General features: G+C 38.7%; 14 protein-coding genes. 13 read left to right on the top strand and 1 reads right to left on the bottom strand.

The genetic code is table 11. The annotated features are described in order from the left end of the window. Positions 1–5: 5 nt before the first annotated feature. The 5 genes from LO761_RS06145 to LO761_RS06125 all read left to right on the top strand — a co-directional run bounded on the left by LO761_RS06145 (position 6) and on the right by LO761_RS06125 (position 7,680). Complete coding sequence (locus LO761_RS06145) at positions 6–1,283, top strand: replication-associated recombination protein A (protein WP_272817410.1); 1,278 nt, start codon at positions 6–8, stop codon at positions 1,281–1,283. Positions 1,284–1,300: 17 nt separating this feature from the next. Next, positions 1,301–2,257: a D-2-hydroxyacid dehydrogenase gene (locus LO761_RS06140; protein WP_272817409.1), complete on the top strand. Its 957-nt coding sequence runs from the start codon at positions 1,301–1,303 to the stop codon at positions 2,255–2,257. A 647-nt stretch (positions 2,258–2,904) separates the two neighbouring features. After that, entirely contained in the window at positions 2,905–3,108 is a 204-nt protein-coding gene (locus LO761_RS06135) for a winged helix-turn-helix domain-containing protein (RefSeq protein ID WP_272817408.1), read from the top strand. A gap of 92 nt (positions 3,109–3,200) precedes the next feature. After that, complete coding sequence (lepA, locus tag LO761_RS06130; protein WP_272817407.1) at positions 3,201–4,982, top strand: translation elongation factor 4; 1,782 nt, start codon at positions 3,201–3,203, stop codon at positions 4,980–4,982. 37 nt (positions 4,983–5,019) lie between these two features. Beyond that, positions 5,020–7,680, top strand: a complete 2,661-nt coding sequence (locus LO761_RS06125) for a transglutaminase domain-containing protein (protein WP_272817406.1) — start codon at positions 5,020–5,022, stop codon at positions 7,678–7,680. Positions 7,681–7,682: 2 nt separating this feature from the next. Here the strand turns inward: LO761_RS06125 and LO761_RS06120 are convergent, their stop codons facing one another. Next, complete coding sequence (locus LO761_RS06120; RefSeq protein WP_272817405.1) at positions 7,683–8,435, bottom strand: copper homeostasis protein CutC; 753 nt, start codon at positions 8,433–8,435, stop codon at positions 7,683–7,685. 597 nt (positions 8,436–9,032) lie between these two features. On the opposite strand from LO761_RS06120, the gene LO761_RS06115 reads away from it, so the two are divergent. The 8 genes from LO761_RS06115 (at position 9,033) to galE (ending at position 15,914) form a co-directional block, all read left to right on the top strand. After that, positions 9,033–9,455, top strand: a complete 423-nt coding sequence (locus LO761_RS06115; RefSeq protein WP_272817404.1) for a SoxR reducing system RseC family protein — start codon at positions 9,033–9,035, stop codon at positions 9,453–9,455. A gap of 20 nt (positions 9,456–9,475) precedes the next feature. After that, positions 9,476–10,474, top strand: coding sequence for a Fe-S cluster domain-containing protein (locus LO761_RS06110; protein WP_272817403.1), 999 nt, complete (start codon positions 9,476–9,478; stop codon positions 10,472–10,474). Positions 10,475–10,511: 37 nt separating this feature from the next. Continuing rightward, positions 10,512–11,849 carry an electron transport complex subunit RsxC gene (gene rsxC / locus LO761_RS06105; protein ID WP_272817402.1) on the top strand — a complete coding sequence of 446 codons (1,338 nt, stop codon included), beginning with the start codon at positions 10,512–10,514 and terminating at the stop codon, positions 11,847–11,849. Between the two features lie 7 nt (positions 11,850–11,856). Further along, on the top strand, positions 11,857–12,867 hold the full coding sequence (locus tag LO761_RS06100; protein ID WP_272817401.1) for an RnfABCDGE type electron transport complex subunit D: 1,011 nt from the start codon (positions 11,857–11,859) through the stop codon (positions 12,865–12,867). Then, positions 12,864–13,487 carry an RnfABCDGE type electron transport complex subunit G gene (locus tag LO761_RS06095; protein ID WP_272817400.1) on the top strand — a complete coding sequence of 208 codons (624 nt, stop codon included), beginning with the start codon at positions 12,864–12,866 and terminating at the stop codon, positions 13,485–13,487. Before LO761_RS06100 ends, LO761_RS06095 begins: the two co-directional genes overlap by 4 nt. A 14-nt stretch (positions 13,488–13,501) precedes the next feature. Further along, positions 13,502–14,086: an electron transport complex subunit RsxE gene (gene rsxE, locus LO761_RS06090; RefSeq protein WP_272817399.1), complete on the top strand. Its 585-nt coding sequence runs from the start codon at positions 13,502–13,504 to the stop codon at positions 14,084–14,086. Between the two features lie 26 nt (positions 14,087–14,112). Continuing rightward, positions 14,113–14,736 carry an electron transport complex subunit RsxA gene (rsxA, locus tag LO761_RS06085; RefSeq protein ID WP_272817398.1) on the top strand — a complete coding sequence of 208 codons (624 nt, stop codon included), beginning with the start codon at positions 14,113–14,115 and terminating at the stop codon, positions 14,734–14,736. A 146-nt stretch (positions 14,737–14,882) separates the two neighbouring features. After that, on the top strand, positions 14,883–15,914 hold the full coding sequence (gene galE / locus LO761_RS06080) for a UDP-glucose 4-epimerase GalE (RefSeq protein WP_272817397.1): 1,032 nt from the start codon (positions 14,883–14,885) through the stop codon (positions 15,912–15,914). Positions 15,915–15,992 lie beyond the last annotated feature (78 nt).

Below are 15,992 nucleotides of genomic sequence, written 5' to 3'. Positions count from 1 at the left end.
ATGAGATGGCAGAACCTTTAGCAGAGCGAATGCGTCCAAAGACGCTTGATGATTATATCGGACAAAAACATTTGGTCGGTCAGGGAGCTGTTTTGCGTAAAATGATTGATAGTGGACATATCTCTTCTTTTATTTTATGGGGACCTCCCGGAGTAGGAAAGACAACGTTGGCAAAGATTATTGCTAACAAATTGGAAACTCCTTTTTATACTTTAAGCGCTGTTACTTCCGGCGTTAAAGATGTACGAGAGGTGATTGATAAAGCTAAAAAGAATCAGTTTTTCTCCCAAACCAGTCCTATCCTTTTTATTGATGAGATTCATCGTTTTAGTAAGTCGCAGCAAGATTCTTTATTGAGTGCTGTTGAAACCGGGACTATTACTTTGATTGGCGCAACAACGGAGAATCCTTCTTTTGAAGTTATTCAACCTTTGCTTTCGCGTTGTCAGGTTTATGTGCTTAAGTCTTTGGAAAAAGAAGATTTGTTGGAGCTTTTGAATAATGCGATAACTAAGGATTTTATTTTGCGGGCAAAGCATATAGATTTGAAGGAAACGACGGCAATATTAAGATATTCTGGTGGGGATGCCCGGAAACTCTTAAATATTCTGGAGTTAATAGTGGAAGCAGAGGGCGATGCTGATACGATAGAGATTACTGATAAGAAAGTTTCAGAACGTCTTCAACAAAATCCTTTAGCTTATGATAAGGACGGGGAGATGCATTATGATATTATTTCCGCGTTCATTAAATCTATTCGTGGCAGTGATCCTGACGCTGCTTTATATTGGCTGGCAAGAATGATTGACGGGGGTGAGGATCCTGCTTTTATTGCACGTCGTTTGGTTATTTCGGCATCAGAAGATATTGGTTTGGCAAATCCGAATGCCCTTCTGTTAGCGAATGCAGCTTTTGACGCAGTGATGAAGATAGGTTGGCCGGAAGGAAGAATTCCTCTTGCAGAAGCTACAGTCTATCTGGCATCCAGCCCGAAGAGCAATTCGGCTTATATGGGTATTAATTCAGCTTTACAGACGGTTGAAGAAACAGGAAATCTTCCTGTCCCACTGCATCTGCGTAATGCTCCGACAAAGTTGATGACACAGTTGGGATATGGTAAGGATTATAAATATGCCCATGATTTTGACGGGCATTTTGTTAATCAGCAGTATCTACCGGATGAAGTGAAAGATAAACGGTTCTGGATTGCGCAGGAGAATGGTCAAGAGAATAAACTTAAGGAACAGATGATAAAATGTTGGGGGAATAGATATAATAAATAGGATACATTATTTATAATATGAAAATTGTAGTTTTAGACGGTTATGGATTAAATCCCGGAGATTTATCTTGGGATGAAATGAGCAAATTAGGTGAATTAACGGTTTATGATCGTACGGCACCTTCAGAAATACTGCAGAGATCAAAAGACGCGGAAGTTTTGATTACAAATAAGACTATCATTACTGCTGCTGATATGGAGAAACTGCCAAGGTTGAAATATATTGGTGTCTTGGCTACAGGTTATAATGTTGTTGATATTGACGCTGCCAAGAAACATCATATTATAGTAACCAATATTCCGGCTTACAGTACGGACTCTGTTGCTCAGATGGTGTTTGCTCATATTCTTAATATAACAAACAGAGTGGGACATTATGCTCATGAGAATAGAAATGGGAAATGGGTTAAATGTCCGGATTTTGTTTATTGGAATACAAATTTGGTGGAATTATCGGGAAAGAAGATGGGAATAGTAGGTTTAGGACATACAGGCTCAGCTACAGCAAAGATCGCATTGGCTTTTAATATGGAAGTTTATGCTTATACATCCAAACCTCAGGATAAATTGCCGGAAGGTATAAAAAAGTTGGATATGGATGATTTGTTTAGAACGTGTGATATAATTAGTTTGAATTGTCCGTTGAAACCTGAAACCAAGGAGCTTGTGAATGCTCACCGTCTTTCGTTGATGAAATCTACTGCCATACTGATTAATACGGGGCGTGGACCTTTGGTTAACGAGCAAGATTTGGCTGATGCGTTAAATCATGGAATTATTGCTGCTGCCGGAATAGATGTTTTGTCACAGGAGCCTCCAAAAGACGATAATCCGTTGTTGGCAGCAAGAAATTGTTTTATTACTCCGCATATAGCTTGGGCAACAAACGAAGCCCGCGTTCGTTTAATGGAGATAGCAATAGAGAATTTAAAGAGTTATTTGAACCATCATATTATTAATAATGTAGCAGAATAAAGAACGTGCGTTCAATGAAATTAAATAATACAAGCCGTGTATCCGCCTGAAAAGATGTAGTGATACACGTCTTTTTTTGAAACCAACCATATCAGCTACTGTTTTGATACGCATAAACCGGCAAAGTGATGCGTATCATTTGCTCAACTCATGCGGATGAATCGATCAACTCATCCGCATCAATCGAACAACTCATCCGCATGAGTTGAACAGTTCATACGGTTCACCTTTGTACAATCTCTTGATGACAAATCAAATTCACATAATAGGTTCGCGGGCTCATCGGTTCACTATGGTTTATTGTTCAAAATGGAAACTTCTATATATTAAAGTAAATAGTTGTAACAATAATAAATATAACAGAATAGAAGAAACACCCATGTGTATATTCCTTGAACTTGCATAGAATAAGTTTCTATTAAACAAAGGTGAAACGGTATTACCCACGAAACCATCCTATTTATAGGTATCTTATTTATTTCATGTCTGTTATAGAAGTTGTATAATTTTATATTTTTTAATACTTACGAAAATTTTCTTTTATAATATTATGCTGTATAACATAATATTGTTTATCTTTGCACCGACATGATGAATATTCACAGTTTCGTGAATGTGTAGTAATTTTAATTTAAAGCAAGAAGAAAATGTTAACAGAAAAAGCTGGCGCGTTGGCAGGAACAATCTGGAACGCGCTGAATGGAACAGAAGGTTTAACACTGAAACAACTTAAAAAAGCTACAGGTCTTCGTTCAGAAAAGGATTTGTATCTTGGTATGGGTTGGTTGCTAAGAGAAGGCAAACTTGAAACTTCTGAAGAGGAAGGTGATATTTTTGTCAAATTGGCTTAAGGAATTTTATTGATCTCTAATAAAATGCGTTGGCACATCTAATTGTTGTCAACGCATTTTTTTATATCTTTGCGCTAAACAATTCAATAACAATGGAAAATATTCGCAATTTCTGCATTATAGCTCATATAGATCATGGAAAGTCAACGTTAGCCGATCGGTTATTGGAGTATACCAATACAATAAAGATTACTGAAGGGCAGATGCTTGACAATATGGATTTGGAACGAGAACGGGGCATAACTATTAAAAGTCATGTTATTCAGATGGAATATAATTATAATGGACAGAATTACATTCTTAATTTGATAGATACTCCGGGACATGTCGATTTCTCATACGAAGTTTCTCGTTCCATTGCAGCTTGTGAGGGAGCTTTATTGCTGGTAGATGCAACGCAAGGAGTGCAAGCTCAGACTATTTCTAATCTTTATATGGCCATAGAGCATGATTTGGAAATTATTCCGATCATTAACAAGTGCGATATGGACAATGCTATGCCGGATGAAGTAGAGGATGAAATTGTAGAATTGATAGGGTGTGATAGAAAGGATATTATACGTGCTTCCGGAAAAACCGGTTTAGGTGTTGAGAACATTTTAAATGCAATTGTTGAGCGTATCCTTTGTCCTGTTGGCGATGACAAAGCTCCATTGCAAGCGTTGATATTCGATTCTGTATTTAATTCGTTTCGTGGTATAATAGCGTATTTTAAAATTGAAAATGGAGTTATTCATCAGGGTGATAGGGTGAAATTCTTTAATACAGGAATGGAATATGACGCCGATGAAGTTGGTGTGTTGAAAATGGATTTGATACCACGAAAAGAATTACATACCGGCGAGGTTGGCTATATAATTTCCGGTATAAAAACGGCAACAGAAGTTAGAGTGGGAGATACTATTACTCAAGTAGGATATCCTTGTAAAGAGGCAATTGCAGGTTTTGAGGAAGTAAAGCCAATGGTATTTGCGGGAGTTTACCCTATAGACCCCGAAGATTATGAAAATCTTCGTGCATCTTTGGAGAAGTTGCAATTAAATGATGCTTCTTTAACATTTCAGCCCGAGTCTTCAGTTGCTTTAGGATTTGGTTTCCGCTGTGGATTCTTGGGTTTGCTTCATATGGAGATTATTCAGGAACGTCTGGACAGAGAGTTTAATATGGATGTAATCACCACTGTGCCAAACGTATCTTACAGAATATACGATAAGCAGGGGCTGATGGTGGAAGTTCATAATCCGGCAGGTATGCCTGACCCCACTTTAATAGACCATATAGAGGAGCCTTATATTGAAGCTTCTATCATAACATCTACAAAGTATATTGGCCCGATTATGACGCTCTGTTTGGGTAAACGTGGTGAATTGATTAAGCAAACTTATGTTTCCGGTGATAGAGTTGAGATTCTTTATAATATGCCTTTAGCTGAGATAGTGATTGATTTTTATGATAAATTGAAGAGTATCTCAAAAGGTTATGCTTCTTTCGACTATCATCAGAATGGTTTCCATATATCTAAGTTATGTAAGTTAGATATTCTTTTAAACGGTGAACCTGTTGATGCTCTTTCAACCTTGACTCATGTTGACAATGCGTATGATTTAGGGAGAAAGATGTGTGAGAAGTTAAAAGATTTGATACCACGTCAGCAATTTGATATAGCTATTCAAGCAGCAATAGGTGGGAAAATTATTGCGCGTGAGACGATAAAACAAGTGCGGAAAGATGTTACTGCCAAGTGCTATGGTGGAGATGTCAGTCGTAAACGAAAGTTGTTAGAGAAACAGAAGCGTGGTAAAAAGCGAATGAAGCAAGTGGGTAACGTGCAAGTGCCACAAAAAGCTTTTTTAGCTGTTTTGAAATTGGATTAATGATTTAAAAGTAACGGTTATATATAATATGATTGCCATGAGAACAAAAATATTATTTTTAGTTGTTTCTGTGTTTTTATGCTCATTGACTTCTTGTTCGAAACACTTCATAAGCGATGGGCAAGAGAGAGAATCTGTTCAAAAAGATTTTGAAGATCGTAGAGCTAAGTTGGATGCTAAATTATTTCAGATCTTTGAACAGAAGTTGAATAGAAAAGAAAAAGAAGCCTTGACTTTTCTATATGCCTATATGCCGCTTGGCGACATAGTAGATCATAATGGGGATTACTTTCTTGAGAATATTGATGCTTCTTTTAAAGCAAAAGAAGATATGCCATGGGGAAAGAATATACCGGAACGTGAATTCAGACATTTTGTTTTGCCTATTCGTGTAAATAATGAGAATTTAGATGACTCAAGGAAGATATTTTATGAAGAGCTAAAAGACAGAGTAAAAGAAATGTCTTTATATGATGCTGTTTTGGAGGTTAATCATTGGTGCCATGAGAAAGCAAATTATAGGCCTTCTGATTCTCGAACAAGTTCACCTTTAGCTACGGTGAAAACAGCATACGGACGTTGTGGTGAGGAATCTACTTTCACTGTTGCGGCACTTCGTTCCGTATGTATTCCTGCACGTCAGGTATATACGCCGCGTTGGGCTCATACAGATGATAATCACGCATGGGTTGAAGCATGGGTAGATGGAAAATGGATGTTTCTTGGAGCGTGTGAACCTGAACCGGTCTTGAACTTGGCTTGGTTCAATGAACCGGCATCTCGTGGAATGCTGATGCATACTAAAGTTTTTGGTCGTTACAATGGACCGGAAGAAGTAATGAAGGTAACTCCGAGATATACGGAGATAAATGTGATAGACAATTATGCACCAACGGCAAAAGTGGAAGTGAATGTTCTTGATAAAAGCGGGAAACCTGTCTCCGGTGCTACTGTCGAGTATAAGCTTTATAATTATGCCGAGTTTTATTCCGTTGCTACAAAGATGACCGATGAGGAAGGAAAATCGTATTTGACATCGGGATTGGGAGATATGCTTGTTTGGGCATCAAAAGATGGGAAATTTGGATATAAAAAGATCTCTTTTGGAAAAGAAGAGTCCACCTCCATTACATTGGATAAGCAAGTTGGAGAAGTGGGGGCGATTTCCTTTGACTTCGATATGAATCCTCCTATTCAAAACACACGTATGCCCGAAGTAACAGAAGCCCAACGTTTGGAGAATGATAAACGTTTTGCTTATGAAGACTCTATACGTAATGCTTATATAGCAACATTTGTGAATGAAGAATCAGCACGTGAATTTGCTAAGAAAAACGGACTTGATGAAGATGAAGTAGCTCGAATATTGATTGCTTCAAGAGGAAATTATGAAACTTTGATGACTTTTATGCAGAAGCTTCATTCTGAGAAATCGAAGAAAGGAGGAATAGATTTGCTTAAGCAATTGTCACAAAAAGATTTACGTGATGTAAAACTCGATGTACTTGTTGATCACATGCAGTCGCATTATAGAATTCATAATGCAGATTATTTTAAACGATTTGTTCGTAATCCACGTATTAGCAATGAATTGCTTACTCCATACCAAACTTTCTTTGATAAGCAAATATCGGAAAGTGACCAGAAAAACTATTTAGCCGATCCTTTTAAATTGGTTGAGTGGGTGAAGGAAAATATAAAGGTCGATGTTGATTGTAATTTGGGCGGAGCTCCCATCTCTCCGGTTGGAGTGTGGAAATCACGAGTTGCGGATAAACACAGTCGTGATATCTTTTTTGTGGCGTTAGCACGTTCAATGGGCATACCGGCACGTATTGATCAGGTGACCGGAAAGGTGCAATTCATAGCCGAGGATAAGGCAATAGATGTTAGCTTTGAACAAAATGATCCGATCCAATCGGAAACAGGGATGGTGGTAGCGGATTATAAACCTATATCGTATTTAAATAATCCGAAATATTATCATCATTTTACCATCTCAAAACTGACGGATAAAGGCTCTTTACAATTGCTTAACTATGACGAAGGAGATGTTGATATGGGCGAAGGGGCAACTTTCGATAACTTGTTGAAGCATGGTACATCACTTGACCCCGGAGAATATCTGATTGTTAGCGGAACACGTTTGGCTAATGGAACCGTTCTCTCTCATTCATCGTTTTTTACGGTTAAACCGAAAGAGCAGACTCGTACAGAGTTGGTTATCCGTGAGGCTAAAGATGATGTAAAAGTAATAGGTAGTTTTAATTCTGAATCCATCTATAAAACATTAGACGGAGAAAAGAAATCTATACTTTCTACTACCGGTCGTGGATACTTTGTCATTGGAATATTAGGAGTAGGGCAAGAACCGACGAATCATGCTTTACGTGATATTGCCGCTTTATCAACGGATTTTGAAAAGTGGGGAAAGAAATTAGTTCTTCTATTCCCGAGCAAGGAGCAAGCTAATAAGTTTAAGGCGTCTGATTTTGGAAATCTGCCTTCTACCATAGATTATGGTATAGACATAGATGGAACTATCCAAAAACAAATTTTGGATGAAATGAAGTTAATAACAAGCCATTCGCTTCCTATATTTATTATAGCTGATACCTTTAACAGGGTTGTCTTTGTTTCGCAAGGTTACACTATCGGGTTAGGAGAGCAACTGATGAGTGTTATCCATAAGTTGTAACCTTAACATTTAAGGGCATGGATAGTAGATAGAACTACTTCTTTGCCGGTTACATCTTGCATATATTCGTCAATATGCACAGTACCTCCCATAGAGACATGAGGATTACGGAATTTCATTTCACTCTCCATTTGAATGCGACCGGAGAAATGGAATTCCGTAGCCCCTGTTTCCAAAGCTATCTTTTTGATATTGTTAGAATGGATGCCGCATCCCGGCATGATGATTATTCTGTCTGCTGACAATTGCACTAATTCTTTTAATACAGGAATCCCCGATTCCGCATTCATGCTTTGTCCGGAGGTGAGGATTCGAGTACATCCTATGGAGATGATATCCTCCAATGCTTTTTTATAATCTTTGCACATGTCAAAAGCACGATGAAAAGTAACATTCAGTCCTTCGGCTTCTTTCATTAAAACTTCCATTGCTTTCATGTCCACATTACCTTGTTTATCCAAACAACCGAATACGACACCATCCACACCAATCTGTTTAGCTAATTGAATGTCATGTTGCATAATAGATAATTCTAAGTTTGAATAGAGAAAATCACCTCCACGTGGTCGAATAATAACGTGTAATTTAGTCTTATTCAAAAGAGAGCGGGCTGTCACTATTTCTCCGTATGATGGAGTTGTACCTCCTTCGGGCATTCCTGCGCAAAGTTCCACACGATTGGCTCCTGCCTCTTGTGCGTTTATACAACTTAAGGCAGAATTAGCGCAGATTTCTATTTGATATGTTTTTTTCATACATGCTATATTAATGTGAATTGAAAAAATATAAATATCCGATTAAAACTATCAACAGACAAGTGCAATATTACGAATAATATTTGAAGAATACATCTTTTAAGTGAAATATACATACGAGTTTCTTCTTGTTATTCTATAAATCAATTTCTTATATTAAATAAGCAAAATAGGTTGTTTAAAAAATTAGCCTTGATGAACCTATGAATCTGCGAACCTATCATGTGAATTTAATTGGTCATTAAGAGGTTGTGAAAAGGCGAACCGCATGAACTGTTTAACTCATGCGTATGAGTTGAGAGATTGATCAGCATGAGTTGAATGATTTATGCGTATCGGAACAGTAGCCGATAAGGTTGGGTTCAGAAAAGCCGTGTATCATTGCATCTTTTCAGACAGATACACGGCTCGCATGATTTATATTCGCTGAACGGACGTTATATGGAGACAAAGAATATGCTGTCGACTCTTAGGCTATACATTAAATTTCTGTCTTGAAATTACGGTGAAATTAATATTAAAATAATTCTTATATAGTTTCATTTATTAGGATTTATGTATTAATTTTGCGCAAGTTTGTAAAGTGGAGTTTGCAAAATGGAAGATATTATTAAGCATAGTGGCATCATTGAATCAGTCAACGGGACTCATATTCGAGTTAAGATTGTTCAGGCTTCGGCTTGTGCAGCCTGTAAAGCTGTTAATCTTTGCAAAGCGGCTGAGAGTAAAGAGAAACTTATTGATGTGTATGATGAAAATGCGAATGAATTTTTCCCGGGAGAGCAAGTGTCTTTATATGGGACTACAAGAATGGGAATGCAGGCTGTACTGTTAGGCTTCGGTCTGCCTTTTTTAGTTATGATGATAGTTCTATTTATAATGATATCTGTTACAGAGAATGAAGGAATTTCCGCTCTTATTGCATTGCTGTCTTTAATACCTTATTATATAGCCTTATCTTTTTTTAAGAAAAAATTGAGTAAACGATTCTTTTTTACGTTGAAACCAATAAATAATTAATAAATAACTAACTAAAACTTATGAATGTAATTCTTATTGCAGTGATTTCGTTAGGAGCTATAGGACTGATTTCTGCTATCATTCTGTATGTTGCTTCCAAGAAATTTGCTGTGTATGAAGATCCAAAGATTAGTCAAGTATCAGCTGTACTTCCTCAGGCTAATTGTGGCGGTTGTGGTTATCCGGGATGTTCAGGCTTTGCTAAAGCCTGTGTGCAAGCTGCCGAATCAGGTTCTTTGGAAGGCAAGCTTTGTACGGTTGGCGGAGCTCCTGTGATGGAAAAAGTTGCTTCTATCCTTGGTTTGCAAGCTGAAGTCGTAGAACCACGAATTGCTGTTGTTCGTTGTAATGGAAGTTGTGAGAATCGCCCTCGTATTGCAAAATATGACGGTGTTCGTTCGTGTGCCATTGCCCATGCAACGTCAGGAGGTGAGACTGCTTGTACGTATGGTTGTCTTGGGTGTGGCGACTGTGTGGCTGCTTGTAAGTTTGATGCCATCCACATGAATCCGGAGACAGGTTTGCCTGAAGTTTCTGAGGATAAATGTGTGGCTTGTGGAGCATGTGCCAAAGCTTGTCCGCGAAATATCATTGAAATCAGAAAGAAGGGACCAAAGGGACGCCGTATGATTGTGGAATGTGTTAACCATGATAAGGGCGCTGTAACAAACAAAGCATGCGCAGTAGGATGTATCGCTTGTGGCAAATGTGAAAAAGTTTGCAACTTTGGGGCTATCGTTATAGAGAATAATGTTTCTTATATTGATGCCGAGAAGTGTAAGATGTGCAGAAAGTGTGAAGAAGTTTGTCCCAAGCATACGATTCATGCGGTTAACTTCCCGCCTCGTAAGCCGAAACCAGCAGTTGAACCTGAAGCGACAAAGGTTGCCGCTAATACAGAACGGCCTGCTTCTGTTGTATCGAAAGCCGTAGCTACTCAATCTGTTGAGGAAAAGACGATTGCTGAACCGATAAAGAAGCCTGTAGAGGCTAAATCGGAATCAGTAACAGAGGCTTAATAATAAAATAAATAACTAACAACTAAAGATATTCAAAGTGAGGACATTTAAAATTGGTGGAGTTCATCCAGCAGCAAATAAATTGTCGGCAGACAAAGCAATTGTTGAGCTTGCCCTTCCTAAACAAGTCATCATTCCTTTGTCACAGCATATCGGTGCTCCTGCAAAAGCTATTGTTGATAGAGGGGCAAAGGTGAAAGTTGGCACAAAGATTGCTGAAGCAGGTGGCTTTGTATCGGCTGATATCTTCTCTTCTGTCTCCGGAACAGTGAAGAAAATTGACGCTGTTCCTGATGCCAGCGGTTATCCTAAACCGGCCATTTTTATTGACGTGGAAGGTGATGAATGGGAAGAGTCAATTGATAGAACGGCAACCCTTGTGAAAGAGTGCAACCTTGCACCGGAAGAGATTGTTAATAAGATTAAAGCAGCAGGCATAGTTGGTATGGGTGGTGCTACTTTTCCAACACATGTAAAGTTAATGCCTCCTCCGGGATTAAAACCGGAGTGCGTTATTATTAATGGAGTTGAGTGTGAACCTTATCTGACAGCTGACCATCGTCTTATGTTAGAGAAGCCTGATGAGATTCTGGTCGGTCTGGCTATTTTGATGAAGGCTGCTAAAGTAAATAAAGGATATATTGCTATTGAAGCAAATAAGCCCGACGCTATCGAGTTGTTGACAGATAAGTCGAAAGAATATGCAGGCATAGAGATTATTCCTTTGCAGGTTAAGTATCCGCAAGGTGGTGAAAAGCAGTTAATTGACGCGGTCATCAATCGTCAGGTTCCTGCTCCTCCTGCATTACCTGTTAGTGTAGGTGCTATTATTCAGAATGTAGGAACTGCATTTGCTGTGTATGAAGCTGTACAGAAGAACAAACCTTTGTTTGAACGAGTGGTGACTGTTACCGGCAAGTCGGTAGCTAATCCGTCCAACTTCCTTACTCGTATAGGTACACCAATGAATCTGTTGATTGAAGCGGCCGGTGGTGTACCTGAAGATACCGGTAAGGTAATCAGCGGTGGTCCGATGATGGGCAAAGCTGTGGTTACTGTCAATGTACCTGTTACCAAAGGAAGTTCAGGTATTTTGCTGATGCCTGAGAAAGAATCTAAACGCAAAGAGGAGCAACCCTGTATCCGTTGCGCGAAATGTGTTTCTGTTTGTCCTATGGGACTTGAACCATATTTGTTGGCGACTTTGTCGGCCAATAAAGATTGGGAGAGAGTTGAAAAAGAATGTGTAATGTATTGTATCGAATGCGGTTCATGTCAGTATACATGTCCGTCTCACCGTTATCTATTGGATTATATCCGTTTGGGTAAGACTACTGTTGGTGGTATCATTCGTGCCCGTAATGCTAAAAAGTAAATGAGATATGGCAAATAAATTAACTTTATCTTTATCGCCTCATGTCCATAGCGGTGATTCCATACAGAAAAATATGTATGGTGTACTCATCGCTCTGATTCCGGCTTTTCTGGTATCACTTTTTGTTTTTGGTTTGAGCGCGTTGATAGTTATGTTAACTTCGGTAGCAGCCTGTGTGTTCTTTGAGTGGGCTATAACGAAGTACATTTTAAAAAGAGAACATACAACAATTACCGATGGATCTGCTATTTTAACAGGCGTTCTGTTAGCATTCAACTTACCATCGAATCTTCCGATTTGGATTATCATCATCGGAGCTTTGGTTGCTATTGGCATTGGTAAGATGACTTTTGGCGGTTTGGGATGTAACCCTTTAAACCCGGCATTGGTTGGCCGTGTGTTTTTATTGATATCTTTCCCTGTACAGATGACCAGTTGGCCACAGCCTGGTCAGTGGTTTTCATTTGCGGATGCAGTAACAGGAGCTACGCCTTTAGCTTTGATGAAAGCAGCTATCACCAATCATGACCCATCAATGTTAAAAGAATTGCCTGATGCTTTCGGTTTGCTTTTTGGCTTGTCGGGAGAGAGTCAATTAGGGGCCGGTTCGTTAGGTGAAATCTCAGCTATTGCTCTATTGATAGGTTTTGCGTTCCTGCTGTGGAAGAAAATCATTAGTTGGCATATTCCTGTATCTATTATTGCTACGGTATTTGTTTTCTCAGGCTTGATGAACCTTTACGATTCTGCCACTTATGCTGCTCCTTGGTATCATTTGTTTACCGGTGGTTTAATGTTAGGCGCAATCTTTATGGCAACCGATTATGTCACTTCACCTATGACACACAAAGGAATGGTAATCTATGGTATCGGAATAGGTTTCTTGACTTTTTTGATTCGTCTTTTCGGTTCATATCCTGAAGGTATGTCATTCGCAATACTTATTATGAACGTATTTACTCCGTTGATTAATACATATTGCAAACCAAAACGTTTTGGGGAGGTAGTAAAAAAATGAAAAAATTAGAATCATCATTAATAAATATGATCCTTTCGCTGACCTTGATTGCAGCTATTGTAACTGCTATGTTGGCGTATGTGAACCAATTAACTAAAGGTCCGATTGCAGAAGCTAATCAGAAAGCACTTAACGAAGCATTGAAGCAAGTCCTTCCGGAAGGAGCTATTGCTGCCGAACCTCAAAAGTTTGAGGTAGATGGTGCTAAATATACAGTTTATCCTGCTATTAAAGGCGAAGAGAAGGTGGGTGCCGCTATTGAGACGGCTGCTAACGGATTCGGAGGCGAACTGAGAGTACTCGTCGGATTCGATAAGGAAGGAAATATTTTAAATTATTCCATTATGGAAACCAGTGAAACTCCGGGCTTAGGCTCTAAAGCTGATACTTGGTTCAAAAAAGATGGAAAGGGCAGTATTATCGGAATGAATCCGGGAGAGAAGGAACTGACTGTTTCCAAGGATGGCGGTAATGTCGACGCTATTACAGCTTCAACCATTACATCGCGTGCTTTTCTGAAAGCGGTCAATAATGCGTATGCTATTTTTAGTAATAAGAATGATGGTATAAGCGGCGCAACGAATCAGGCTGAGTTGCCCAAAGTTCAAACTATTAATTAAGGAGGAGCAGACTTATGAATAACATAAAAGTATTTTTGAACGGACTCATCAATGAGAATCCTATATTTGTTCTTCTTTTGGGAATGTGTCCTACATTAGGAACTACTTCTTCGGCGATTAATGGGTTGGGAATGGGTATCGCTACTATGTTTGTTCTCATTTTCTCAAATGTGTTGATTTCTGCGTTGAAGAATTTGATTCCGGATATGGTTCGTATTCCTGCTTACGTTGTTGTCATCGCAACCTTAGTTACTTTGCTTCAGATGTTCATGCAGGCTTATGTTCCCGGTTTATACAAGACATTGGGTATTTTTATTCCATTGATTGTTGTAAACTGTATTCTGCTGGGACGTGCTGAGGCCTTTGCGTCAAAGCATGGACCTGTTCCATCTTTCTTTGATGGCTTGGGAATCGGGCTTGGATTCACATTCGCTTTGACACTTTTAGGCGCTATCCGTGAGTTCCTCGGAACCGGTAAGATATTTGATATTACTATCTTCCCTGAGAATTACGGAATGTTGGTGTTTGTATTGGCTCCCGGAGCATTCATCGCTTTAGGATACCTTATCGCTATTGTAAATAAGATTAGAAAGGCATAAGCCTGAACTTTTAAAGTAAGATAGATATGGCATACATATTAATATTTATTACGGCGATATTTGTAAACAATATCGTGCTTTCACAATTCTTAGGTATTTGTCCGTTCTTAGGAGTATCAAAGAAGGTTGATACTGCTGTGGGAATGTCGGCAGCTGTTGTCTTTGTACTGACACTCTCTACCATTGTGACTTATCTTTTACAGAAGTATGTGCTCGTTCCTTTTGATTTAGTTTATTTGCAGACTATTGCATTCATTCTTGTGATTGCTTCTTTGGTTCAAATGGTAGAAATAGTCCTTAAAAAGGTTTCTCCTTCTCTTTATCAAGCATTGGGAGTATATCTTCCTTTGATTACTACCAATTGCTGTATCCTTGGTGTTGCTATTTTGGTTGCTAATGGAACATTCAATGCGCAAGGAATGGAACATAACTTGCTGACAGGTGTCGTATACGCTATTTCAACAGCTATCGGCTATGGTTTGGCTTTGATTCTGTTTGCCGCTATCCGCGAACAACTCACATTGGTAAATATTCCAAAAGGAATGCAAGGCATGTCTATTGCCTTGATTACAGCAGGATTAATGGCTATGGCATTCATGGGATTCTCTGGAGTAGATAAAGGATTGGCTATTTTATTCGGTTTGAATTAATAGGATGAATATACAAAAAAGTCTGGAGTTAACTCGCTTCAGACTTTTTTATAAATAAATTTGCAAAAACCATGGTTTTTAATTTTAAATGTTTATATTTGTGTCGCAAAGAGCAAAGCAGACTGATATAATATATCGTTATTAAAATGAAAAAAAGAATATTAGTAACAGGTGGTACCGGATTCATAGGCTCACATACTGTAGTTGAATTGCAGGAGAGTGGCTATGACGTAGTAATTATTGATAATCTTTCGAATTCTAACGCAGATACCGTAGATAATATTGAAAAGATTACAGGTATTCGTCCTGACTTTGAGCAGGTAGACTGTTTGGACTTTGCTGCAGTGGAGAAAGTATTTGCTAAATATAAAATAGAAGGCATCATTCACTTTGCGGCCAGTAAGGCTGTAGGAGAGTCTGTTCAGAAACCTTTAAAGTATTATCGTAATAATATTGTTTCTTTGATTAACTTACTTGAGTTAATGCCAAAGTATAATGTAAAGGGCTTGATATTCTCTTCTTCATGTACTGTATACGGTCAGCCCGACAAGTTGCCTGTGACAGAAGAAGCTCCAATAAAGAAAGCTGAATCACCTTATGGAAACACTAAGCAGATTAATGAAGAAATTATTCATGATACGGTTGCTTCCGGTTCTCCGATTAAGGCTATTCTTTTGCGTTACTTTAACCCTATTGGCGCTCATCCTACCGGTTTAATCGGAGAATTGCCGAATGGTGTTCCGCAGAACATATTGCCATATCTTACTCAAACAGCTATTGGGATACGTAAGGAGTTGAGTGTATTTGGTGATGATTATCCTACTCCCGATGGTTCTTGCATACGTGATTATATTTATGTTGTTGACTTGGCAAAGGCTCACGTTTGTGCTATGAATCGTATTTTAGGCGATAAGCAATTGGAACCTGTTGAGGTCTTCAATTTAGGCACAGGGCGAGGACTTTCCGTTTTTGAGCTTATTAATAAGTTTGAAACTGCTACGGGGGTTAAAGTTCCTCATAAAATTGCCGGTCGTCGTGCCGGAGATATTGTTCAGGTTTGGGCAGATCCGACTAAGGCTAATAAAGTATTGGGCTGGAAAGCTGATACAACTATTGAAGATACACTTCGTTCTGCTTGGAATTGGCAGGTGAAATTACGAGAGAGAGGAATTCAATAAGATAGAAATTAATATAATAATATAAGAAACATGCGACCTGAAACTTCTCTTTCCATGTGAATGGAGAGAGGTAGTAAG

The organism is Phocaeicola oris, from assembly GCF_021295095.1.
GTDB lineage: Bacteria > Bacteroidota > Bacteroidia > Bacteroidales > Bacteroidaceae > Phocaeicola > Phocaeicola oris.
The sequence above is the reverse complement of the archived record's forward strand: the minus strand, read 5'-3'. Positions and strand labels throughout refer to the sequence as shown.